The sequence below is a fragment of the Streptomyces sp. H27-H5 genome (assembly GCF_026627505.1).
Classification (GTDB): Bacteria; Actinomycetota; Actinomycetes; order Streptomycetales; family Streptomycetaceae; genus Streptomyces.
Map to the genome: position 1 here is coordinate 25,786 of NZ_JAPNLK010000021.1, position 23,103 is coordinate 48,888.

At 69.7% G+C, this 23,103-nt stretch carries 20 protein-coding genes and 5 pseudogenes; 17 read left to right on the plus strand and 8 right to left on the minus strand.

Annotated features, from left to right (window positions below):
- Nucleotides 1-49 precede the first annotated feature (49 nt).
- From OTB19_RS13190 to OTB19_RS13200, 3 genes are all read left to right on the plus strand, one after another.
- Nucleotides 50-1,339, plus strand: coding sequence for an MFS transporter (locus OTB19_RS13190; protein WP_267798325.1), 1,290 nt, complete (start codon nt 50-52; stop codon nt 1,337-1,339).
- A 103-nt stretch (nt 1,340-1,442) separates the two neighbouring features.
- The gene (locus OTB19_RS13195) at nt 1,443-2,735 is read left to right on the plus strand and encodes a hypothetical protein (protein WP_267798326.1); all 1,293 of its coding nucleotides are present in this window, start codon (nt 1,443-1,445) and stop codon (nt 2,733-2,735) included.
- 113 nt (nt 2,736-2,848) lie between these two features.
- Nucleotides 2,849-3,280 carry a hypothetical protein gene (locus OTB19_RS13200; RefSeq protein WP_267798327.1) on the plus strand — a complete coding sequence of 144 codons (432 nt, stop codon included), beginning with the start codon at nt 2,849-2,851 and terminating at the stop codon, nt 3,278-3,280.
- A 137-nt stretch (nt 3,281-3,417) separates the two neighbouring features.
- Here the strand turns inward: OTB19_RS13200 and OTB19_RS13205 are convergent.
- Nucleotides 3,418-3,780: pseudogene (locus OTB19_RS13205) on the minus strand (alpha/beta fold hydrolase); the annotation flags it as partial.
- A 27-nt stretch (nt 3,781-3,807) separates the two neighbouring features.
- Between OTB19_RS13205 and OTB19_RS13210 the strand changes: the two are divergent.
- Nucleotides 3,808-3,873 (plus strand): hypothetical protein, encoded by a 66-nt coding sequence (locus tag OTB19_RS13210; RefSeq protein ID WP_267798400.1) that lies wholly within the window; start codon nt 3,808-3,810, stop codon nt 3,871-3,873.
- Between the two features lie 141 nt (nt 3,874-4,014).
- Here the strand turns inward: OTB19_RS13210 and OTB19_RS13215 are convergent, their stop codons facing one another.
- Nucleotides 4,015-4,920 (minus strand): LysR family transcriptional regulator, encoded by a 906-nt coding sequence (locus OTB19_RS13215; protein WP_267798328.1) that lies wholly within the window; start codon nt 4,918-4,920, stop codon nt 4,015-4,017.
- Nucleotides 4,921-5,103: 183 nt separating this feature from the next.
- On the opposite strand from OTB19_RS13215, the pseudogene OTB19_RS13220 reads away from it, so the two are divergent.
- Together OTB19_RS13220 and OTB19_RS13225 are read left to right on the plus strand one after the other, a co-directional pair.
- Nucleotides 5,104-5,382 (plus strand): annotated as a pseudogene (locus OTB19_RS13220) (inositol monophosphatase family protein); the annotation flags it as partial.
- 29 nt (nt 5,383-5,411) lie between these two features.
- Nucleotides 5,412-5,507, plus strand: a pseudogene (locus tag OTB19_RS13225) (NADP oxidoreductase); the annotation flags it as partial.
- Between the two features lie 131 nt (nt 5,508-5,638).
- Here OTB19_RS13225 and OTB19_RS13230 read toward each other — a convergent pair.
- Nucleotides 5,639-6,667 carry a hypothetical protein gene (locus tag OTB19_RS13230; RefSeq protein WP_267798329.1) on the minus strand — a complete coding sequence of 343 codons (1,029 nt, stop codon included), beginning with the start codon at nt 6,665-6,667 and terminating at the stop codon, nt 5,639-5,641.
- A 227-nt stretch (nt 6,668-6,894) separates the two neighbouring features.
- Nucleotides 6,895-8,067, minus strand: a complete 1,173-nt coding sequence (locus OTB19_RS13235) for a L,D-transpeptidase (RefSeq protein WP_267798401.1) — start codon at nt 8,065-8,067, stop codon at nt 6,895-6,897.
- A 256-nt stretch (nt 8,068-8,323) separates the two neighbouring features.
- Here OTB19_RS13235 and OTB19_RS13240 point away from each other — a divergent pair, with 256 nt between their 5' ends.
- From OTB19_RS13240 to OTB19_RS13260, 5 genes are read left to right on the plus strand one after another with little or no spacing between them, the layout of a single operon-like run.
- Nucleotides 8,324-9,493: a lipid II:glycine glycyltransferase FemX gene (locus OTB19_RS13240; RefSeq protein WP_267798330.1), complete on the plus strand. Its 1,170-nt coding sequence runs from the start codon at nt 8,324-8,326 to the stop codon at nt 9,491-9,493.
- The gene (murJ, locus tag OTB19_RS13245) at nt 9,490-11,214 is read left to right on the plus strand and encodes a murein biosynthesis integral membrane protein MurJ (protein ID WP_420716833.1); all 1,725 of its coding nucleotides are present in this window, start codon (nt 9,490-9,492) and stop codon (nt 11,212-11,214) included. The genes OTB19_RS13240 and murJ overlap by 4 nt, the downstream gene beginning before the upstream one ends.
- Nucleotides 11,215-11,218: 4 nt before the next feature.
- The gene (locus OTB19_RS13250; protein WP_267798331.1) at nt 11,219-11,902 is read left to right on the plus strand and encodes a response regulator transcription factor; all 684 of its coding nucleotides are present in this window, start codon (nt 11,219-11,221) and stop codon (nt 11,900-11,902) included.
- A gap of 6 nt (nt 11,903-11,908) precedes the next feature.
- Entirely contained in the window at nt 11,909-13,363 is a 1,455-nt protein-coding gene (locus OTB19_RS13255; protein ID WP_267798332.1) for a sensor histidine kinase, read from the plus strand.
- Nucleotides 13,360-13,896 carry a hypothetical protein gene (locus OTB19_RS13260; RefSeq protein ID WP_267798333.1) on the plus strand — a complete coding sequence of 179 codons (537 nt, stop codon included), beginning with the start codon at nt 13,360-13,362 and terminating at the stop codon, nt 13,894-13,896. The genes OTB19_RS13255 and OTB19_RS13260 overlap by 4 nt, the downstream gene beginning before the upstream one ends.
- A gap of 32 nt (nt 13,897-13,928) precedes the next feature.
- On the opposite strand, the pseudogene OTB19_RS43610 reads toward OTB19_RS13260, so the two are convergent.
- Nucleotides 13,929-14,288 (minus strand): annotated as a pseudogene (locus OTB19_RS43610) (four-carbon acid sugar kinase family protein); the annotation flags it as partial.
- Between the two features lie 158 nt (nt 14,289-14,446).
- Here OTB19_RS43610 and OTB19_RS13265 point away from each other — a divergent pair.
- Nucleotides 14,447-15,100, plus strand: coding sequence for a DUF6357 family protein (locus OTB19_RS13265; RefSeq protein WP_267798334.1), 654 nt, complete (start codon nt 14,447-14,449; stop codon nt 15,098-15,100).
- Nucleotides 15,101-15,172: 72 nt separating this feature from the next.
- Complete coding sequence (locus OTB19_RS13270) at nt 15,173-16,435, plus strand: DUF6357 family protein (RefSeq protein ID WP_267798335.1); 1,263 nt, start codon at nt 15,173-15,175, stop codon at nt 16,433-16,435.
- A 164-nt stretch (nt 16,436-16,599) separates the two neighbouring features.
- Here the strand turns inward: OTB19_RS13270 and OTB19_RS13275 are convergent, their stop codons facing one another.
- The gene (locus tag OTB19_RS13275) at nt 16,600-17,250 is read right to left on the minus strand and encodes a hypothetical protein (RefSeq protein ID WP_267798336.1); all 651 of its coding nucleotides are present in this window, start codon (nt 17,248-17,250) and stop codon (nt 16,600-16,602) included.
- A 461-nt stretch (nt 17,251-17,711) separates the two neighbouring features.
- On the opposite strand from OTB19_RS13275, the gene OTB19_RS13280 reads away from it, so the two are divergent.
- Nucleotides 17,712-18,512, plus strand: coding sequence for a maleylpyruvate isomerase family mycothiol-dependent enzyme (locus OTB19_RS13280; RefSeq protein WP_267798337.1), 801 nt, complete (start codon nt 17,712-17,714; stop codon nt 18,510-18,512).
- Between the two features lie 464 nt (nt 18,513-18,976).
- On the opposite strand, the pseudogene OTB19_RS13285 reads toward OTB19_RS13280, so the two are convergent.
- Nucleotides 18,977-19,300, minus strand: a pseudogene (locus OTB19_RS13285) (hypothetical protein); the annotation flags it as partial.
- Between the two features lie 107 nt (nt 19,301-19,407).
- Between OTB19_RS13285 and OTB19_RS13290 the strand changes: the two are divergent.
- The 3 genes from OTB19_RS13290 (at nt 19,408) to OTB19_RS13300 (ending at nt 22,286) form a co-directional block, all read left to right on the plus strand.
- Entirely contained in the window at nt 19,408-20,916 is a 1,509-nt protein-coding gene (locus tag OTB19_RS13290) for a DUF4246 domain-containing protein (protein ID WP_267798338.1), read from the plus strand.
- Between the two features lie 193 nt (nt 20,917-21,109).
- On the plus strand, nt 21,110-21,754 hold the full coding sequence (locus OTB19_RS13295; RefSeq protein WP_267798339.1) for a dihydrofolate reductase family protein: 645 nt from the start codon (nt 21,110-21,112) through the stop codon (nt 21,752-21,754).
- Nucleotides 21,755-21,959: 205 nt separating this feature from the next.
- On the plus strand, nt 21,960-22,286 hold the full coding sequence (locus OTB19_RS13300; protein ID WP_267798340.1) for a hypothetical protein: 327 nt from the start codon (nt 21,960-21,962) through the stop codon (nt 22,284-22,286).
- A 441-nt stretch (nt 22,287-22,727) separates the two neighbouring features.
- Here OTB19_RS13300 and OTB19_RS13305 read toward each other — a convergent pair whose 3' ends face one another.
- Nucleotides 22,728-23,081: a RidA family protein gene (locus OTB19_RS13305; protein ID WP_267798341.1), complete on the minus strand. Its 354-nt coding sequence runs from the start codon at nt 23,079-23,081 to the stop codon at nt 22,728-22,730.
- Nucleotides 23,082-23,103 lie beyond the last annotated feature (22 nt).

Below are 23,103 nucleotides of genomic sequence, written 5' to 3' on the forward strand. Positions count from 1 at the left end.
CGCCGTCGCCCGCCCCGCCGCCGCCAGGGCACCGGGAGGTCACCTCACCATGAGCACGGCACCGTCCGCGCCGCCGCGGCCGGGGCGGCTGACCGCGGCGCTCGGCCTGCCCCGGCTCGACGGTCAGCGGCGCCTGCTCGCGGCCGTGGTCATCGACAGCACGGGCAGCGGCCTCGCCCTGCCCTTCCTGCTGCTCTACCTGACGTGGCAGGACCGGATGACGGCGGCCACCGCCGGAACCCTCCTGACCGTGGCCGGGGCCGCCGCCCTGGTCGCGGGGCCGCTGTCCGGGCCGCTGATCGACCGGTGGGGCCCGGTACCCCTCGTCCAAGCGGCCCACGTGCTGCGCGCGACGGCCTTCCTCGTCTATGCGGCGACCGGCTCCGCGCCCACGCTGCTCGTCGCGGCCACGCTCGCGGCGCTCGGGGACAACCTGTTCTGGCCCGCCAACCGGGCGTTCCTCGCCCGGCGCTGCCACCCCGGCGAGCTGATCCGCTGGTACGGCCTCGAACGGACCCTGCGCAACGTCGGGATGACGGTCGGCGGGCTCACGGCGGGCGTCCTGGCCGGGCACGGCGTGAACGGCCTGCGACTGGTCCTGGCGGCGAACGCGGCCAGCTACGTCCTCGCCGCCGTCCTGATCGCCTTGCTGCCGGCCACCGAGCGGCGTCCGTCCGCCGGTCACGTGCCGACGGTGCCCGGGAGCCGTGCGCCCCGGCCCCATGCGACCCGGCCCCGGCCCGACCGCGCGTACGTGACCATGGTGGCGGCCAACACGGTGCTCGTGGTCGTCTGCACGGCGCTCCCGGTGCTCGTGCCCCTCTACGTCGTCCAGCGGCTCCACCAGCCCACCTGGGTCGTCGGCGCGGTGTTCGCACTGAACACCGCGATGGTGACGGCGGGTCAGTCCCTGGTGGTGCGGTACCTGGAACGGCGCGAGCACCTGCGCACCCTTCAGCGGGCGGCGCTGGTCTGGGCCGCGGCGGCCGTGCTCTTCGGCGCGGCGAGCGGCCTGTCGCGGTCGGCGGCGCTGTTCCTGCTCACGCTCGCCGTGCTGGTGTTCACCGCGGCGGAACTGATGCACGCCCCCACCAGCGACGTCGTGGCCGTCCGCATGGCCCCGGAGGGAACGCCCGGACGCCACCTCGGCCTGCACCAACTGTCCTGGGGGGTCGGCTCCGCGATCGCCCCGCTGGCCCTGACCGCGGCACTCGCGCTGGGCCCCCGGTGGCCGTGGGCCCTGTTGGCCACCGGTGCGGCGGCCGCCGCCGTCGCCCTGTCCGCCGTACGCCGCACCGTCGGCCCGGTCCTCCCGGGCGGAGACGGCCCCGGGGCCTGAGAGCGGCCGAAGAACACGGCGCGGGTCGGTCACCGCCGCGCACCGGTGCGCGGCGGTGACCGACCCGCGCCCGAACGAGATCGTCAGCAGGAAGAGAAGAGAGATGGCCGAAGAGATTACGTTCTGGGACTACTCGAGGTCGCAGGCGCTCAGCCGCTACAACGGTTCGAAGATCGACGCGAGAGAGATCGCGGACCTGTGCGGCATCCGCAAGGACGCCGAGTCGATCGACACCGCGTTTCCCTCCCCGGACGCGATCGCGGAGATCCATCCGCTGGCCCTCAAGCGGCCGAGCCGGTGGGAAGCCGCGATCGCCGCCGCGATCTACGCCTACAGCGGTCAGATCGCCGCCCGACAAGAGGTCATCAAGGCGCGCGAACTCCTGGACCGGCTCCCGCGGGCCGATCGCAGTGCCCTCACCGTCTCGCGCATGCTGGCGCTGGTCCCCACCATGATCGCCGGATTCCGCTTCAGCCGGCAGGGGGACACCTTCAACCCGGAGGCGAACCGCTACCTGGAAGGCGCGCGTTTCCTCTCGGCGCTGCTGGAGGACAGGCCGGCCCTCGATGTGGAGATCGGACTGTGCGCGCACCGAGCCGGTGTGGGGGATCCGGCGCTGCCCGCACACGTCGACGCGTCGGGTTCGAGCCGCATGGTGGCCTTCGTCGGTTCGCTGCTCGACAACTCGCTCGCGAAGCAGCGAACGGTCAACGTGTCCCAGCAGACGGCCACCGACCGGGCCGCGGGCACCGTGCACTCCCTCGTCTTCACGCGGTACGCGCTCGACGGCAGGATGGAGCACCTCCTGCGCACGCTCGATCAGCACGCGGACGACATACGGGCACTCCTGACGCGGCACAACGCCGTCTCGGACACCGAGTTCCGCTTCACGCCGCTCGACCCCTTCAGCGAGCTGGTCGAGCGCGACATGGAGGAGGCGTTCGGCCCGGACTGGTCCGGTGCGCCCGCCGACCCGCGGTGGAAGAGCGGCGAAACACTGGACGCGGCCGTCGAGGCGGCGAAGGGCACGATGCTGCGCTTCACCCGGAACGAGCCGCACGCCCTCGACCACCTGCTCGCGATCCACGCGAACTCCGAGCACCCGAGCGAGCGCGGCACGTCGGCGCTCCACTGGTTCGACCGGCACCATCGGCAACCACTGGAGGTCCGCGCCCGGTACGACGTCGCCTTCCACCATCGCCTGGCCCTGACCACGCTGAGCAGGGACAGCGTGGGAATCGGCATGGAGCGGGGATGGGACGCCTACCAGTGGCTCGCGTGGAACGCCGCGTACGGATCGGCCCGGACGGCGATGCCGTTGCTCTACGCCAGGAGTTCGACCGAACCGGCGAGCCACGTCTCCCTGCGGAGCTTCAACCTCCGCCAGTTCTGGTGAGACCCCGGGGGCATCCCCGCCCCCTTTAAGCCGTGACTTAAGAGGTGGGCCACGGATGGTCGACCCGGCCAGGATGTGAAGCCGCAACCGGCCCTTCCCATCCTGGAGATCGTATGAAGCCGCATCTCGCCGCCGCCCTCGGTTCCCTCGTGCTGACCGCGGGCACCCTGCTGGTGGCTCCCGCCGCCGGCGCGCAGACCGCCGCCTACCCCACCACCGATTTCGACGTCACGTTCGGGAACACGTGGACGAAGGGCAAGATCACCTGGCAGAACCGGTCGGTCGTGGTGACGGGGACCCACAAGTCGGTGAGTTCGGCCGGTCCGGCGTACTGCCGGCGCACCTGGGCGTACACCTACAACGCCGCCGACACCGTGAAGTTGGGCTCGGCCGGCTCCGATTCCTCCGACACGGCGTGCGGTACGTCCAGGAACTTCACCTTCACCGTTCCGGCAGACGTCCCCGGCGGAGCCGGACTCGTACGCGTCTGCCTCGACGACGGCAACCTCAAGGACCTGCTCTGCCACCCCTACCGGCGGCCCTGACCCACCCGGCCCATCGGAAGGCGTTCCAGGCGCGTGGCCTCGGCGGGGTCGAGGCCTGCGCCCTGTCCGCGGTACGACACGCCGCCTCCCCGTCGATCGCATCACCGGCAGGAGCGCCGGAGCCGCGCTCCCTGTCATCAACCGACCGGCGCGCCGAGTACGCGCGGGCGGAATCGGACGATGGCCTCGGCGACGGCGTCGAGGTGGCTCTCCAACAGGAAGTGGCCTCCGTCGAGCAGGACGATCTCCGCGTCCGGGGCGTCGCGCCGGAATGCGGTCGCGCCGGCCGACGCGAAGATCTCGTCGTTGCGGCCCCAGATCGCGAGGACGTAGACACGGCTCGACCGCAGCCAGTCGTGCACCGCCGGGTAGAGGGCGCGGTTGCCGGCGTAGTCGCCGAACAGGGCGAGTTGGGCGCGGTCGACGCCCGGGCGGGCAAGAAGGGCCAGGCCGTGCTCCCAGGCGTCGGGATCGATCAGGCTGGGGTCGGGGACGCCGTGAGACCCGGGACCGCCCGATGGTGTTCCATGGCAGCCTGCGGCAACCGAATGAAGGCGCGAACCCACGCGCGCAAACGGCGCTTCGAGGAGTGACCGCCCGGCCGGCGAACCCGGCCGTTCCGGAGCCCGACGCTGTCGGCGTACATCCGCGTACCCGGGTTGGGTACGGCGGCCGCGTCACTGCGAGCGGTATCTGACCGTACGCCCTGAGGCGCGCGGGCGACCGGACGACGGCTACGACGGTTCGCTGACGGCCAGCGCGGTTCGCGCCAGCCCGCGCAGCCAGGCGTGGGCGTGGTCGGTGTCGTAGCGCTGATGCCATGACAGGTATATCGATGCCGAGGGGAGTTCGAGGGGGAGGGGGAGCACGGTCAGGCCGAGGTCGGCGACGGCGGTCCGCGTGGTGGCTTCGGGGACGCTGATCAGGAGATCGGAGTCGCGCGCGAACTCCAACGCGGCCGCTTCCGTGGGCGCGGTCGCCACCACTCGGCGGGTGAGGTCGAGTCGCGCCAGGGCGTCGTCGAGGGCATTGCCGAGGTTTCCGCGCCGCGAGACGGTGACGTGATCGGCGGCGGCGTACTGCTTCGCGGTGATGGCCTTGACGCGGGTCAGGGGGTGCCCCTGCCTCACGACGATGACGAGGCGGGTTTCGCCCACCTTCTCGGCACGGATGTCCGGTGCGCTCGGGAGGTTGGCGTTCGCCTCCAGGTCGACCTCCCCGCGCCGCAACTCGGGGGTGTCGATGCTCGACTCCGCGACGAAGCGCAACCGCACGCCCGACGCCTGTGCGCGTACGCCCGCGAGCAGTGCGGGGCCGCTCAAGGCGACCAGGGAATCGTGCCAGCGGAGTGTGAAGGTGCGCTCCAACGTCGCCAGATCGAGTTCACGGCTCGGTGCGAGCACACCCTCGACCTGCTGCAACAACTCGTGCACCTGTTCCCGGACGGCGATCGCATACGGCGTCGGGGTCATCGTGCGGCCGGTGCGCACCAGGATCTGATCCCCGGTCGTGCGCCGGATTCGGCCCAGACTGCGGCTCATCGCAGGTGCGGTGACATGCAGGCGTGCGGCCGCCCCGGCCACACTGCCCTCTTCCAGCAGCGCGTCGAGCGCCGTGAGCAGATTCAAATCCAATTGCATGTGAGTAATCCTAGCCGTGCTTGACATGCATTTGAAGTTAACCAATGGGCTCTATACCTTCGAGACGGAGCGCAGGACACCACATCTGACTCAGCCTCATCAACCCTCCCGACCACGGGAGTACCGCCATGTCCGAAACCCTCCAGGCCACCGATGTCGCCTCCTCCGACGCCGACCTGCTCGATCGGCTCCTCGATCACCGCGATGCTCTTCGACGCGCTCGTCGTTCGCACCTCCGTGCCCGCGACCCTGCACCTGGTGAACGTGGCCGCCGGCCGGATCGACGCCTTCTGGCAGTTCGCCGGCGCCCGCGCGGACCTGCTCCCCGGCGCCCTGCTCGTCACCGAGGCCGGCGGAAAGATCTCCGACGCCGAGGGCCGCCCCTGGACCCCGCACAGCGAGACCTTCCTGGCCGCCGCCCCCGGCATCCACACCGAAGCCGTCACCACACTCTCACGCTGACCGCACCCCGCACCCGCACCCACACCACGCAAGGAACCCGCGCCACCGAAGCCGCCATACTCTTCGTCCCGCACATCATCCGGGCCAACGGATTCACCCCCTTCGCCATCTCGATCGCCCGTTGATCCGCGGCAGGCTCCGCACACGACAGCGCGATCAGGGCTGCCGCCAACGCCTCCTGTGGTTCACGGCACCGCTCGACATCGAAGGCGCCGCCCAGCTGGAGCTGCTCGGTGTTGTCACCGGCCGCCGGCAGTCACGTCGCGTCAATGCCTTGGGGGAGATCGCGCGTCCTCAGCCAGTAGGAGCGGGCCGCCACCAGCAAGGCACATCCGTACACGGCGAATGCCGCCATTCCGATCCAGCCGACCAGGAGCATGTCTTGAGGGGAGTGGAGGTCGCCTCTCCGGATCGTCACCACGTCCATCGTGGCCAGAGCCATGTAGCCGAGGCCGAGCACACCGTACGGGGCGAGGGTGGCGACACCGATCAGGGCCGGAGTCAGAGGGAGCCCGCGCGGGACGCGGCAACCTCGCAGGAACGGCATCCAGCGTGGGAAGACCTGGCCCCAGGGTCGGACGAGCCCCCACAGCAGGAAGATGCCGAGCACGGCCAGCAGCATGGTGGCATCCAGGCCCCAGGACTCGAAGGCGAGCCAGATTCCCGAGGCGCCGTTGCGCTCGGAGATCGCGCGCATCTCCGCACCGGATGTGCCGGCGAAGGTGCCGCCGAAGGCCCAGATCTGTTTCATCGCCGCATACGGGAGAAAGGCCACCGTGCCTGCCCAGGCGACGAGTTGAACAGGCCGGGGTGCGGCGGTGGGCACTGAGGCGGCACCAGCGACAGGAAGGAGCCGATCAGATCGGGCGGTGGCCGCGAGGAGGAACGTCCCGCCCGCCGCCAGCACGTGGTTCACAGCGGAGGCCCAACTGTCGACGCCTTGGCCGAACATCAGCGTGATGACATCCATGAGCAGGCTGAACGCGGCGAGACCGGCCAGGCCGCACACCGTCCACAGCAGCGCACGCAGTGCGGGCCGCAACCCCTGGCGCGACACCGCTGCACAGGTCAGTGCCGCCAGGGCTCCCACTCCCGTGACGGCCCAACCCGACGCGGCCACCGGGATGCCGCCGTGGTGGAACAGGCGAGTTCCCTTCAATGCGCAGGCCAGACCGAATCCGGCGTACGCCACCCCCCAGAACAGCGCCGCCCACTGCACCCTGCGCAGCCCCTGCTGCCTCCGAGTGCGCCAGAACGCCTTCATCATCCGTGGATCAATGGTCATGTTCTGAACGTCGCATCGACGAGCTCCACCCGGATCGGCCGCTTGAACGACCTGCCTCCCCCGCCCGGGGGAGCACCGTGGAGACCCGGGCATGCCTCACAGTCCGGTTCGACGACGACGCCCGGCTGCACCAGGCAGCGCGGCGCCGGGCATGGGCGGAGTTCACCCACGCCGGGCAGACCCGGGCGCGGTCCGTGAGGTACCCGGCGCCGAGCGGTCCCCGTCCGTCACCCGTTCCGCGGGGCGCCGGACAGGGCGCTCGTGGCCTTCCACTCATCCCACGACAGGTTCCACTCGCCGTAGCCGTTGCCGATGTCCGCGTTGCCCTTCGAGCCGTCGCCGACCACCTCGAAAGCGTCGCCGATCTGGGACTGCCCGAAGAACTCCTCGGCGTCGGCGCGGCTCATGCCCACGCAGCCGGAGCTGCTGTTGACGCGGCCGAAGGCGCCCTCGTTCCAGGGGGCGGCGTGCGCGTACATACCGGACCAGGTGAGCCGCATCGAGTAGTCGACCATCTTGTTGTACGCGTTCTCCAGGCCCACCGTCCGGGAGTCCATCCGGATGGTGCCCTCCTTCGACATGATCACCATCTTTCCCGACCAGGAGGCCTTCTGACCGCCGGGAGTGCCCGCCGAGATCGGGACCGTCCTGAGCTCTTGGCCGTCCTGGGTCACCGACATCCTCTTGGTGTCGAGGCTGACCTGGATCCGACGGTCCTTGCCGATCCTGAAAGCGGTGTCGTAGTCCCGGGTGAACATGCCGGCGCCCTTGCCGGAGTCCACGCCGTTCAGGTGCATCTCGACCTTCACGTCCGTGCCGGACTTCCAGTACTCCTTGGGCCGCCAGTCGACGCGGTCGTTGCCGGAGTAGTCCTTGAGCCAGCCCCAGGAGCCTTCGGTGTTGTTCGAGGTGGTGACCTTGAGTTGCTTCTCGACCTCCGCCTTGTTCGTCACCGGGTTGTCGAAGACGAGGGACACGGGCATCGCCACGCCCACCGAGCTGCCCTTGGGGATGTTGATCGAGACCTTGTTCACCTGGTCGGCGGCGCTGGTCCTGAATCGGGTGCCGGCGCTCTGACTTTCGGAGTTCTGCGCCTCGACCTTGTACTCCGCGCCGGGTGGGGCGTTGCGCTCCGAGGTCCAGGTCTTGCCGTCATCGGATATCTTCCCCGGCAGTTCCGCGCCCTTCGCGTCGGTCACCTTCACCTGGGCCAGCCTTCCGTCGGCCACCGTCACGGTCACCGGCCGGCCCGCCGTGACCTGGTCGCCGGTGAGGTTGACCGATACCGCCATGGGCGCCTTCGGCTTCAGCGCGGTCTTGCCCTTGTCGTCACCGCCACCGTCACTTCTGCCCGAACAGGCGGTCAGCGAGGCAGCGGCCAGGAGTGCGGTGCCCGCCATGGCGGTGCGACGTATACGGCTCAACGAAGGCCCCCTTCCGGGGATGTTGATGGTGGAGGTTCGCAGAAGAGGACGCGAACGGCTCGACTCTAGGCTCCGCAATCGGGGGAAGGGGTTGCCCTTTTCCCCGTGACGTCGACCGCAGCGAAACGGTCATCATCCGGTCACAAACGTTGCGCGCTTCGGTCACGGTCGGCTGTGAAAGTCCTGTGAGTGCCCGTCAGGGAGACCAGGAAGAACAGGGAGGCCGACAGCCGTGTGTGCACTGCTCGTGAACCCCGCTCAGCAGGACCACGACCAGGACCGGGAGCTTCACGTGCGCACCCTGTCGGTCCCCGAATACCAGGCATTCCTTGCCCGGCACGAGGGGGCGAGCTTTCTCCAGTACCCGTCCTGGGCCCGCGTGAAGGACCTCTGGCGTTCGGAAAGGCTCGGATGGCACTGTCCGGACGGTGAGATTCAGGGTGCCGGGCTCGTGCTCTACCGACAACTCCCCGGAACCCGGCTGTACTTCGCCTACCTTCCCGAGGGCCCCGTCGCCGACTGGTCCGATCCGTACCTCGACCGCTGGCTCACCCCGCTCCTGCGCCACCTGCGTGCCTCCGGTGTCTTCGCCGCCCGCATCGGCCCCACCCCCGCCTACCGCCGTTGGGACGCGACCACCGTCAAGTCCGGCGCGGGGCCCGGCCGGCAGATATCCGACGTCCTCGCCAGCGAGGTCGACCCGGTGGGCGCCGCCCTCGCCGACCGGCTGCGCGCCCGCGGCTGGAGGAGATGCGGCGGAGAGGACGACGGCGACGCCCAGCCCCGCCACGTCTTCCGCGTGCCTCTGGCCGGCCGCGACCTCGAAGACGTGTGGGTGGGCTTCAACCAGGAATGGCGGCGCAACGTGCGCCAGGCCGAGAAAGCCGGTGTGGAGACGGTCATCGGCACCTTCGCCGACCTGCCCGAGTTCTACCGCCTGCTGCGCATCACCGAGGAGCGCGACGGTTTCCGGCTCGGCCGCTCGCTCGCCTACTACGAGCAGCAGTACAAGGTGCTCAACGAGGAGGCACCGGGCCGCATGCGGCTCTACCTGGCCGTCCACCAGGGGGAGATCCTCGCGGCCCACACGATGATCATCGTCGGCAGACGCGTCTGGTACCAGACCGGCGCATCCGCCGACCACCGGCGCGAGGTGCGGCCGAGTAACGCCCTCCAGTGGCGCATGATGTCCGACGCCCACGCCCTCGGTGCACAGGAGTACGACATGCGCGGGGTGCCCTCCACCCTCGACCCGACGGCGCGTGCGTACGGTCTGCTGCGGTGGAAACTCGGCACCGGGGGACAGGTCGTCGAAACGCTCGGAGAGTGGGAGATACCCATGGACGGAGTCGCCAACGCCGCGCTCCACAAGGCGTTCCAGGCCTACCTGGCCCGCCGGTGACGGCCACCGACACCGGGCCCGGAAGCAGAAGGGCCGCCCCGGGCGGCGCCGGCGGCGAGGCGCCGGCGAAGACCTCGGTGCTGCGCAGCAGCGTGCTCATGGCAGCCGGCTCGATCGTCTCCCGCGCGACCGGCTTCATCCGCTCCGCCGTCGTCGTCGCGGCGCTGGGCACCGGACTCCTCGGCGACGGCTACGCCGTCGCCAACACGGTCCCGAACATCATCTACATCCTTCTCATCGGCGGCGCGCTCAACGCGGTCTTCCTGCCCGAACTGGTCCGGGCCGCCAAGGAGCACGCGGACGGCGGAGCCGCCTACACCGACCGGCTGCTCACCGCCTGCACCGCGGCCCTCGTGGCGCTCACCGCCGCCTCGGTCCTCGCCGCCCCGCTGATCGTCTCGGCGTACACCGACTACAGCGGCGACCAGGCGAGCACCACCGTGGCCCTCGCCCGGTACTGCCTGCCGCAGATCCTCTTCTACGGGCTCTTCACCCTGCTCGGCCAAGTGCTGGGCGCCCGCGGCAGGTTCGGCGCCATGATGTGGACCCCGGTTCTCAACAACCTCGTGATCATCGGCGTCTTCGGGCTCTTCCTCCACGTCTCCCACGACGCGGCGGGCGGCCTCACCGCCGCCGAGACCCGGCTCCTGGGCCTCGGCACGACCGCCGGCATCATCCTCCAGGCCCTCGCCCTCGTCCCCTCGCTGCGCGCCGCCCGCTTCCGCTGGCGCCCCCGCTTCGACTGGCGCGGCAGCGGCCTCGGCCGTCCACTGCGCAACGCCGGGTGGCTGGTGATGCTCGTCCTCACCAACCAGATCGCCTACTGGGTCGTCACCCGGCTTTCCACCATCAGCGGGCAGCACGCCGTCGAGGCGGGCCTCGCCGGCGGCGCCGGCTACACCGCCTACAGCAACGCCTACCAGCTGTGGATCGTCCCGCAGGGCATCATCACCGTCTCCCTCGTCACCGCCCTCATGCCCCGGATGAGCTCGGCCGCCGCCGAGGGTGACCTCAGCACCCTGCGCCGCGACGTCTCCCACGCCCTGCGCTCCAGCGCCGCGTTCGTCGTGCCGGCCGCCGCGCTGTTCGTCGCCCTGGCCCCCTGGGTGATGGGCAGCGTCTTCGAGTACGGCCGCACCGGCGCCGCCGACATCGAGGTCATGGCGGGGATGCTCATCGCCTTCGCGCCCGGCCTGATCGCCTTCTCCGCGCAGTACGTCCTCTCGCGTGGCTTCTACGCCCTCTCCGACACCCGGACTCCTTTCTTCCTGAACCTCGTCATCGCCGGGCTCAACGCCGCACTGTCCGCAGGCGCCTACTTCCTGCTGTCCCCGCGCTGGGCCGTCACCGGCATGGCCGCGGCCTCCTCCGTCGCCTTCCTCGCGGGCGCCGCCGTCACCGCGTACACCCTCGCGCGCAGGCTCGGCCCGCGCGCGGGCACCCGTACCGAACGGCGCGCGAGTGCCGTGAGGACCCACCTGCGACTGCTGGCCGCCTGCACACCGGCGGCCGTCGCCGGGTACGCGACCGCCCGCGCCGCCGACCCCTTCGGTGACTTCGTCGCGGTCGGCGCGGGAACCGCCGCCCTCTCGCTGGTCGTCGTACTCCTCGCCCGGCCACTGCGCCTCACGGAGATCACCGAGCCGCTGGACTCCTGCGCCGCAAGTTCGGCCGGTAGGGGGAGCGGGAGTCAAGGCCAACGCACTACCCAGGGATACTGACGGGATGCCACGTGTACTGCTGATCGAGGACGACCCTTCCATCCGGGAGGGCGTGGGCCTCGGCCTGCGCCGCCGCGGCCACGAAGTGAGTTCCGCCGAGACCGGGGAGGAGGGACTCGCCCTGATGGGCGGCTTCCGTCCCGAGCTCGTCCTGCTCGACCTGATGCTGCCGGGCATCAACGGCGTCCAGGTCTGCCGCCGCATCCGCGAGGACAACCAGGTGCCGATCATCATGCTCACCGCACGCGGCGACGACTTCGACATCGTCGTCGGCCTGGAGGCCGGGGCCGACGACTACATCGTCAAACCCGCCCGCACCGAGGTCATCGAGGCCCGCATCAAAGCCGTACTGCGCCGCCTCAGCGACCCGGTGGGCGCCCGCCCCGGGATCGAGCACCACGGCGAACTCACCATCGACCGCGCCGGGCTGAGCGTCGCCAAGAACGGTGAACGCGTGCCCCTCGCCCCCAGCGAGATCAAGCTCCTGCTGCACCTGTCGGCCTCGCCCGAGCAGGTCTTCTCCCGCCGGCAGCTCCTGGAGTACGTCTGGGACCACAGCTACCACGCCGACGCCCGGCTCGTGGACGCCTGCGTCCGCCGGCTGCGCACCAAGGTCGAGGCCCCCCACGCGAGCCCCCGCTACGTACAGACCGTGCGGGGCTTCGGCTACCGCTTCGGGCCCCTGTAGGCCACGGTGCGACGCATAGCACCCCTGGGTCTGCGCACCCGGCTGATCGCCGCCTTCCTGCTGGTCGCCGCGATCAGCGCGGTGACCACCGCCGCTCTCACCTACCAGCAGGCACGCAACGCAATCCTCAAGCAGACCCAGGACACCGCCGTCAGCACCCTGCGGGACCAGGTCGAACAGCTGGAGATACGCCTCCCGCTGGACCAGGCGGAGCTGCAACGGGTCGTCATCGAACTCGGCAAGCGCGGCAAACCGCACCCGTGGATCGTCTTCGGTGAGTACGGCAGCCTGCGCGTCTCCACCAATCCCGACACACCGACCTCCGGCGTGATCACCGACGACCTGCGCGAGAAGGTCCGCCGCCACGACTACACCGCCTTCCAGCGAGTCGAGGACGAGCGCGGCAAACCCTGGCTCACGGTGGGCGTCCCCGCCGTCTTCCAACACAACGGATTCAAGGAATCCACCGGGGCCGTCTTCTTCGCCAGCGTTCCCCTCTCCACCGAGCGGCAGACCGTCGAGGCCATGGTCGATGCTGCCAAACAGGGCGCCGTCCCGGGCCTGGCCATCGCCGTCGTGCCCGCCTTGCTCGCCGCCCGTAGCGTGCTCCGTCCGGTACGCCGACTGCGCACCGCTGCCCAGCGGATGGGCCGGGGGGAACTGGACACCCGGATCGAGGTCAGGGGCGCCGACGAGCTCGCCGGACTCGCCCGGACCTTCAACGAGACGGCCGGCGCGCTGGAACGCTCCGTGGAGGAACTGCGGCAGGCCGAGGTCCGCGCCCGCCGGTTCGCCTCCGACGTCTCCCACGAACTGCGCACCCCCCTCGCCGGGATGCTCGCCGTCACCGAGGTCCTCGACGAGGACGCCGAGAGCCTCGATGCCGACACCGCCAAGGCCCTGCGGCTGATCAGCGCCGAGACCGGCAAACTCGCCGTCCTCGTCGAGGACCTCATGGAGATCTCCCGTTTCGACGCCCGCGCGGCCGAACTCAACCTCGACGACGTCGACATCGCCGAAGCCGTGCGCAAGACCCTCGAACGACGCCACTGGGACGACGACCGCGTCGTCACCGAACTGCCCGACGAGGTACGCGCCCGGCTCGACCCGCGCCGCTTCGACGTGATCCTCGCCAACCTCGTCGGCAACGCGCTGCGGCACGGCGGCGCCCCGGTCCGCATCACCGTACGGACCGCGCCGGCCGAAGACGGCCAGGACGGCGACCGCCTGGTGATCGAGGTGGCCGACCGTGGGCCCGGCATCGCGCCCGAGGTGCTGCCGCACATCTTCGACCGTTTCTTCAAGGCCGACGCGGCGAGGACCCGGTCCGCCGGCAGCGGCCTCGGGCTCGCCATCACCCGGGAGAACGTCCACCTGCACGGCGGCACTCTCCTCGCGGGCAACGGGCCTTCCGGGGGAGCCGTCTTCACCATCGACATGCCAGTGGAGGCCCGCGCATGACACACCGGAGAACGAGCTCCCGGGCCGTCGCGGCCACGGCTGTGCTGACGGGCTGCGCCCTGCTGCTCACCGGATGCGGGATCAAGCGCACCGGGGTGATCGAGAGCGGCCACGCCGCCACCGTCAAGGTCTCCGGGTCCGGCAAGAGCACCGTCCTCTACTTCGTCTCCAAGGAGGGCGACCGGCTCGTCCCCGCACCCTTCACCCTGTTCGACGGCTATGCCCTCGCGCCCCCGGCACTTGTTCGCCTGCTGCTGGACGGCCCCATGGGTCGGGCCGGGGAGGCCGGCCTCACCACGGCGCTGCCCCGGCTGCCCGCCGGGAAGGCGGACGCCGTGACCGTGAGTCCGTACTCGCAGGAGCAGGGGATGACGGTCCGCGTCCCGTTCCCCGTGGCCGACTTGCCGAAGCTGGCCCGCAAGCAGCTCGTGTGCACCGTCGGAGTCTCCGCCGTCGCGGACACCCTCAGCCCCGTCACCCTCCAAGGCACCGACACCGTCCTCCCCGCCGACGAGTGCGACCTGGAGCGCTGACCGGCACGGCAGCCGGGGCGGTACCTGCCCTCCGCGGGAAAGGCCGGAGCGATGACGACGGCTTGCCTGCGCGATCCCGTCCAGGCAGCCCGTACCTCCGCCGCGACATGACCGCGCAGGGTGGAATCCACCGTTTTGAAGAGCAGCTCGCAGCCGGCGAACCGGCGGGCCGCCCGCCACGTACGCAAAGCGGCGGCCTCCTCGTCCAGCACTCGGCTACCAAGGTCGACCGCACTCACCTCCGCGGCGTACCGCGGCACGTCTGCCTCGGTGGCGAGCAGGATCCGGGCATCGTGACCTGCCTGGCGAAACGGCGCGGCACCGTCCCCTGCGCTGGTGAGGTCATCCGCCAGGATGGCCACGCCTCGCCGCACGTCGTTGCGGAATGTCATGCCCCACCTCTCCGTTGACCACCATCTGTGACGAGATCAATGGTCATTCAGATGAAAGAGCAGGACAAACGATGCTGTTCGTCGGTGATGAACGGCAGGTCCGTCGTCTCTGATTCGACTACGCTGGTTGAGCTGGCACACGTGAACGAAGGACGCATATGGCTCGCCCCTACAAGCCCGGACCGAAACAGTTCGTCTTCACTGTCGGCGATGGCAAGGACCAGCAGGTCTCCGTGGGCGACCCTCAGGAAGCCTATGTGGCGTTCTCCGCGTTCTTCCGTGGTCGAGATTCCGACACCTACACCATCAACGATGAACCCTCGGGGCAGAGTTTGGTACTCATGCCCGGGCAAGGTGTGATCTCCCGGACCAAGGATGCGAACCAACCCCGGTCGGAATACCTCCAGATCGACCGGGGCAATCGCTACCTTCCGAGCGCGATGCTGTTCTTCGAGAACGGATATGCCGGCCTCGACCGCTTCGGCCAGTGGTTCTCCGACCTCGCCGACCTCGACGCGTCACCGGAGACTCGCGGCGCCGCCCGCGCCGCCACGATCACGACGCAAGCAGCGGCGACCGAAGAAGTCGCCCGCATCTGGGCTGATTCGGGCTACGTGGACCCGAGCGACCAGTACTACGTCTTCTTCGACTCGCATGATGTCGACGAAGACCGAGCCGAACGAGCCGAACTGCTCAAGTTGATCGAGTTCCTCGGCCTCGAACGCGTCGACGCCCCGACCGAGGCCGCCGGCGGCGAAGTCTGGGTGCGCACCGACCCACGCCTCGACGCCGAATTCGCACGATGGTCGTAAACAGACGGTGGCGGATGGGCTGCGACATCGCCGTGATACCGGCCGGCGCCGTACCGGGGAAAGACTGATTCCATGAAGGACATCGTTTTCGCGCGCAACAGCGGATGGATCCCGAAGGTGATCCGGGAGGGCGGCCAGCTGAAGCTGATGCTCGGTGCCGGGGCCGACGCCAATCACGAGCCTCGCACGTTCACGTTCTCGATCAGCGAAGCCCATCTTGCGGTGATCCGAGAGGACCTGGCCAGACACCTGCTGCTGTGGAGTGCGGTCCTTCCACTGTGCGACGACGCCGGAACCCGGGGCCGGCTCGACGAGAACGCCGCCGTCGCGCTCCTGGACCCGATCCTCCCTGCCGCGCCCGCGGACGTCGACGCGCTCTTCCAGCACATCCGGTGGGACAGGAGCCGGCTCATCGCCCACGGGGCCGACATCGGGCTCCTCGAGCGTGGTCAGGTATGCGCGGCGATGCGTGCCGCGACAGAGACGTCAAACGGGAAACGAGCTCAGGAATACCACGCGAACCGCCGTCGCGCCGAGCGCGGAGCGGTACTCGGTCCACTCGACACCGCGATGCTGAAGTACACGGGCCGGCATCTGCACGGCGCGACGGTTCCCAAGCGGATGCCCGATGCCGTCGACCCCGCGCTGCTGCCCCGGGTCATGCGGGTGATCGCCACCGCGGAGCAGGCGTGCGCCGGGATGCGGATCGGCCGCGATCCGCGACGGGGAAAGCGCGCCACGGAGAAGCGCGACTGGAATCGGATGGAGACCACGGTCCAAGCGGTCCTGCGCCGTGCACACCCTGAGCTCGTCGATGACGCGGTGCGTACCGTGAGCGTCCTGATGTGCTCGGAGGCTGCGGACCGCTCCAGGAACACCCCCATGGAGGACGGCGAGGAGGCCGACGGCCACCGCGCCGGCCTCGGTGGGAGTGCGAGGAAGACGGCCCTGTCGTTCACCGACGACAAGGGCGCCGAGCAGAAGTGGGTCCGGGACGGTCCCCGCGCCGCCACCGCCGAGTTCTGGGAGTTCGTCGGCGACCGCTCTGCCGCGGACAACGAAGTGTTCACCATCGAGGACGAGCAGATGGGCGAAGGGATCCAGCTCCACTTCTACGCGGACTCCCTCGCCCGGATCACGACGCTGCGCAAGGGCGAAGGCGGGTCGGATCCGGAGTACCGGGTCGAGTACAGCCTGGTCGACGGGATCGGCGGATACCGGAGAATGGTGAGCGCCTTCGTCGGCGGCGGCTGCGCCGCACTCGAACAGCACGGTCCCTGGATGTCGGATGTCGCCGAGTTCGAGCGCGCGCGTCGGCGGCGCGACGCCCGGTAGTCCCGGCGGGAGCACGCCCACGCGCCGTCGCCGCAGCGGAGCTTCAGCAGGAGACGCCGCGCGGTCAGTGGCCGCCGGCGGGGTCCGGGGCCGGACGGGATCGGGGCGGTGGACCCCACAGCCGCGCACCACAGCGCGGTGTGGGGGACGCGCGGCTGCGGGGGTCACCAGGCCGAGGTGACGAGGACCGTCCCTTCGGTGGTGCGGACCGACACCTTGCCCGTGTCGCCGTAGACCTCGCGCCGCCAGTCGGCGAACAGTCGGGCCAGGCGGAGCGCGGCGTTGCGGCTGAGCGCGTCGTCGGTGAAGTAGGAGACAAAGGTGATCCGCGCCTCGCCGGCGGCGCTCACCTTCCGTACGCGGGTCTCGCGTACGGACTGCTGGGAGACGGTGCCGTCGTCGGCCTTGGTGAGGTGCTCCCCGAGGTAGCCCTGGAAATCCCGGGTCAAGTCGAACCAGTCCGCCGGCCCGCAGGGGCCGCCCCCGTTGCCGATCTCCCCGTCGGTCGGCGGACCGGCGCCGCCGGCCGTGGCCTCCTGGTCGGTGGGTGGGCCGGCGTATCCGCCGGTCTCCTCGTCCGTGGGTGGACCGGCGTATCCGCCGGTCTGCTCGTCGGTGGGCGGGCCCGCGTATCCGCTGCTCGGGTCGTCAGTCGTCGTGTCGAGGCCGCAATCGGCGGTCGGCGAGAGAGAGGGCACGGGCGCAGGCCCTGCCGCCGCCCCTCCCGCCGCCGTGTTGCCGCACCCCGCCATCAGGACGCACAGGAGCCCCGCCACCACCACGCGCCCGGCCCCCGGAACCGTCTTCCCCACCATCCACTTCCCCCTTCGGTCCCTCACCAAGAGGGGATCCGGCACGCGCCGGTTCCCGTCCCCGGACTGCCGCCGGACCTGGAGGTGGGGACCACAAGCGTACGTGCGGAGGCCTAAGTGGCTGTTGTTGTTCCGGACTTGAGGAGTGCTGGTCGAACGGGAGTCACCTGAACTCCCGACCCGACCGGTCCTCCCCCGCCGTCGTGACCTCCGCGTCCATCACATTGAGCGGCTGCATGACCGCGCGCACTGGGTGGACGTCACGTCGCCGAGGTGCCCGGCCGCACGGCGAGGCCAGAGCACCCACAGGCACGACGCCTGGCGTACCGCCACCACCAGCGTCCTCGCAGCAGTGCGCAGCTTGTCACCCGAGCGGTGGGAGGCGAGGACGTCCGCAATGGCCAACTGGCGGCGACTGTGAAAATCGCTGTCCGATCACCGGAGCACGGTGATAGACATCCGGCGTGGAAAAGAATCTTGAGTTCCCTGACCTGTTGCGACTGATCGATGAACGGTCGACCGCCTTCCGCGCCGTGGTCGCCGCCGCGCCCGGTCTCGACGCGCAGGTGCCGACCTGCCCCGGGTGGACGCTGTTCGATCTGGTGAAGCACCTGGGTGGGGGAGACCGTTTCTGGGCCGCCATCGTAGGCGCGGGGTCTGCCGACGCTCCCCCGGCCGAGGCCGTCGCCGCGCGCGCCGCGCTGGAAGTGCCGCAGGAGCGTGAGGCCCTGCTGGCCTGGCTGGACGCGTCGACGCAGCTTCTGCTGGGCGCCCTGCGCGCGGCGGGACCGAAGAGCGGTTGCTGGACGTGGTGGCCCGCGTCGCAGTCACCGCAGACCGCCGGCGGCACCGCCCGGCATCGGGTCCAGGAGACCGCGGTGCACACCTACGACGCCCAGCTCGCCGGGGGCGCCCCGCAGCCGCTGCCGGTCGAGCCGGCACTCGACGGTGTGGAGGAGTTCCTGTTCACCGTCTGCGCAACGCCGAGTGCCTGGCCGCACAAGCCCACGGCCTTCGACTTCCACGCCGCCGAGGGCCGCTCCTGGCGCCTCACCGTCGACGGCGACGGCGCACGCACCACCCGCATCCCCGTGCCCACCGCCGCGACCGGCGAAGACTCGGACGCAGCCGGCGCCTCCGTCCACGGCACGGCCAGTGAGCTGGTCCTTTACCTGTACGACCGGATCCAGGCCGACTCCTTGCACGTTGACGGAGACGCAGGGCTGCTCGACCTGCTCCGCGCCTGGGAGCCGGAGGAGAAGTAGGACGTAGCGGGCGCTGTTGGCCGGCTGCGGGGCCGGGGCGGGCAACCGGAGGCTTATTGCCACCGCGCGATGCTGGACGCGATGCGCTACCTGGTCGACAACGGCACGAAGTGGCGGGCCTTGCCTGCCGACTTCCCACCGTGGAACCGGGTCTACGCGTTCTTCCGGCGCTGGCGCGGCCCAGGTCCTGCTCACCCAGGTCACTGCCGCGCACTACCTGCTGGCCCTGGTCTGGGCCGACGGCGGATGCACCGGCAGCCTCGTCGAGTACTGCCTCGCGGCCCTCGCCCTGGTCCTCGCCATTGGCAAACGCAGCGACGACATGCGCGGCTTCGTCGTGCTGCCCAAGCGGTGGATCGTCGAGCGGTTCTACGCCCACCTGATGCGAAGTCGCCGTCTCGTGCGCGACTTCGAGCGTTCCATCGCCAGCGCGGAGGCGATGGTCTACTGGTCGATGACGATGCTCATGCCCCGCCGCGTTGCCCGGCCACGTCCTTCGCGAGCGTGAATCGGCCAGGTGCCGGCTCGATCAGCCAGCCGCGCGCCGTCAGCCGCTTGGCCTTCGATCGCAGTGCCTCCACCTTTCCCGGTACGGGGTCCAGGCCGAAGCAGGCGGCCATCTCCTGGCACGTCAACGCTCCTTGACCGAGTCGGTTACGGTCGCTGAGGGCCTGCAGGATGCGCTGGTAGTCCACCGACAGCGCCGACCAGGCCAGCCCCGCGCGCCACACCGGCACCCCTGTTTTCGGCTTCGCCGCCTCCGCCGGTTCGGGCCGCGCCGGCTGCACACCGGGAGCCGGCAGACCCTCGGATGATGACAGGGGCCAAGGCTGCGATGTCAGTGTGCTGAAGTATCCTTCCGGCCACCGCACACCGACTGCAAGGAACAAGAGAATTGACCGCCCAGTCTGCTTTCCCGCTGCCCTTTCAAACGTCCCGTTCCATATCGTTCGCGACACCCCGAACACTGCGGGAACTTCAGATGATGCAGTGCAGCGCGCTCATCCGGGAGAAGCCGGGGTGGTTCGACAAGATGAACGATGCCGACATCGTCGCCAGATGGACGCAGGAAGCGATGGCCCAGGGCCTCACCGAAGCGCAGGTGCGTTACGTGCTCGCCGAACTCGCGCACTACGCCGCGCTCCGCGACGGACGGACCGGCGTCGAGGTGTCCGCCGTCGACGGGGTGTGGCATTCGGACACACTGGTCGATGACACGCTCGGATCCCGGCTGCGCGAGGCGGTTCGGGTGCTGGAGCAGGTCTCCGAAGAAGAGCGGGACTGGCATCCCGGATCCGACGGCCAGGTACTGGATCTGGTCCATCCCTCACTGTTCTGCCTGGTGAGAGAGGTGAGCGGGGCACCCGAGAAGGCTTGGCAGAACCCGACGGACCGCTACGCGAGGTACGAGTTCTCGGAGAAGTTCCAGTGGCTGCCCACGGACGTCGACGTCAGTGACGACGGCGCCGTCGCCTTCCGCTCGTACGTCAACAACGTCCACCCCGACACTCATCGCGAACTGGTCTCCGTCCTGCCGGACTTGTTCGCGTGCCTGCGTCCGATGTTTGAGAACGTGCTCACGGATCTGCTGCATCCGCGGCCCCTGCGGATCGAGGCCAATCCCTACGGGTGGTACGACTCGGAGCCGGAGTATCCGAACAAGACCTCCTACGGTGATGACGCAGCCTTCGCAGAAGCCCGCGATGCCTGGGAAGCGGCCCACAACGATTGGTGGGAGAACCGCCGCCCGGCCGTCCCGGACGCCCCGGCCTTCACCCCGCCCGAGTTGCCCGACGAATCCGCCCGGGTCGACCTGCGCGGCCGCCGTCTCCAAGTCATCGTCAAGCTCGCCACCATTCATCTCACTCCGGACAAGCCCGAGTACGCCGGCGGCTCCTGGCATGTCGAGGGGATGTTGAACGAGCGGATCGTATCGACCGGCATCTACTACTGGGACAGCGAGAACATCACCGAAAGCCGGCTGGGTTTCCGTGCGGCACTCGACGACCCGGACTACGAACAGAACGACGACAACGGCATGCGTGAGGTCTACGGCCTGGAGAACGAAGAAGCACTGAACCAGGTGCTGGGATCGACAGCGACCCCGGCGGGCCGCTGCCTGGCGTTCCCGAACATCCTGCAACACCGCGTCGGCTCATTCCGCCTGACCGATGCCACGCGCCCGGGATACCGAAAGATTCTGGCGTTCTTCCTGGTCGACCCTTCGGAGAAGATCGTTTCGACATCCGACGTGCCCCCGCAACAACCCTGGTCCGACACCTCGACCATGACCCTTGAGCAGGCCAAGAACTACCGCGAAGAACTCATGCGGGAACGCAAGTTCTTCGTCGACGAACACAACGAGCAGCTTTACGAGCGAGAATTCTCCCTCTGCGAGCACTGAACCTCCTCGCTCATGAATGCATGAGGTCAGGAAGGTGTGGCGGGTCCCGGCGGTGGTGCTGATGCGGTGCGGGCAGGGCGCCATCGGCGAGGTTCCGGGAGAACGGCAAGCCGGTTTCTGGCGCGGCGATGAGTTTGCGGGCTCTCGCCGGTCTATCTCTTGAGGGAGACAGTCGACGCATCGGGAGTAAGCCATGGGCCTCATCCACATCGAGATGTTCGCGACCCTCGACCTCATCGGGCAGGCGCCCGGCGGCCCCGACGAGGACCCCGTGGGGTTCCCGTTCGGCGGCTGGCAGGCGCCCCTGATGGACGAGGTCGCCGGGGCACAGGTCGGTGCCGCGTACGAAGGCACGGACGCCCTGCTGCTCGGCCGGCGGACGTACGACATCTTCGCCGCCTACTGGCCTCACCAGAAGGGTGGTGAGGACAGCGAGATCGCCACGCTCTTCAACAGTGTCCCGAAGTACGTGGCCTCCCGCGGCAAGCCCGACCTCTCGTGGGCCGGGTCCACACAGCTGGGCCCGGACCTCGCCGCCGCGGTACGTGAGATCCGTGAACGGCACCAGCACGTGAAGGTCGTCGGGAGCCTGAACCTCGTACAGAGCCTCCTGCGCGAGAAGCTCTTCGACCGTCTCGACCTCTGGGTGCATCCGATCGTGCTGGGCGTGGGCAAGAAGGTGTTCGACGATGGCGCGGTTCCCACCAACGTCACCCTCCTCGCACCCCCGGCAGCGAGCCCCAAGGGCACCGTGTACCTGCGTTACGGCATCGCCGACGGAACGCCCGCGACGGGAGACATGAGCGCACCCGATCGCGGCGTCGGAAGCGGCGAGTAGGGCACCCCGCGCAGGGCGGGCCCGCGCCGCCGCGGAACGCGCGGACACGGTGTTGCCGCACGCATCCCCTTGCCGAGGCGGTCGAACTCGTCGACGATGCTCCAAGGCCTCAGGCCGGCCGGAATTCGCCCGGCCCCGGTCGGAGCGTCACAGACAAGGGGAGACAGTGACGAAGCGCAAGATCTCAAGAAGGCACCCCGTGGCGGTGGCATTCGTACCCCTCTTCGTGCTCGCCGGCCTCCTGCTCGGCCCTGGAGCGGCGTCGGCAGCGGCGGCCGCGCCGACGGTGCGGCAGGCTCCCGTCACCGTCGCGCTCTCGCAGGGCGGTCTCTCGTCCGGTGCGGGCGCGGTGACCGGGATCCAGGCGCCGAAGAGCGCCCCCGTCCTGGCCACCACCGGGAACAAGAAGGCCAAGAAGAGCAAGAAGAAGGGTGGGTTCTTCAAGACACTCCTGATCGTCATCATCGTCGTCATCGTGCTGCTCGTGGTTCTCTACGGGGTTCGCCGCGCTCTGCGCCGCAGGTCCTCCTAGTGCTGTGACCGGAAAGGTTTGCCGGGGCGCGGTGTCCGGTGTGGTGCATCGCAAGGCGGAGGACTGCCGCTTGTACTGGACGTACTCGGGCGGTTCGACAACGCGGCGAGGTGCCGTGCCGGGCGCCGTGACACGGTGAACCTTTCCGGTCACAGCACTAGCCGTCTCTTTCGGAGCTTGCCGGGGCCGCGGTGCCCGGCACCGCCCCTGGCGGCGTTGTCGGGGCACCCGAGTACGTCCAGTACACGAGCGCCCCTCCGCCTTGCCAGGCACGGCACCGGACACCGCGGCCCTCACCGACAAGATCCGAAAGAGACGACCCAGGCCACGCCGCCGGACCTCCCGACAGGGCCGGTCCCCGTCGCGGCTGACCGCTGCTGGAACCCGCCTGCTCCGCGTGCCGCCTCCGGCAGGTCTTCTGCCGGAGGCGGCGATGTCGCGTCACCCGACGGCGGTTCCCTCAAGTTCGACCATCAGGGCGGGCATGGCCAGCCGTTCCACCCCGAGCATCGTCATCGACGGTGTGACCCCGGCGGCGCTCAGCCGCGACTTCAGCAGGTCGTGATGTTCGAACAGTCGATCGACGTCGATGGTGTAGACATTGAGTCGGACGAGGTTCGCGAGTGACATGCCGGCCTCGCCGAGCACGGCCTCCAGGTTGTCGAGGCTCAGAGCCAGCTGCGCTCCCATGTCACCGTCGTGCCGGGGCTTGCCGTCGTCGCCCATCGAGGTTTGCCCGGCGCAGTACAGGGTTCGGGTCTGCCCGGAGACGATCTCACCCTGGCTGTACCCCATCTCCAATGACCACGCCCACGGG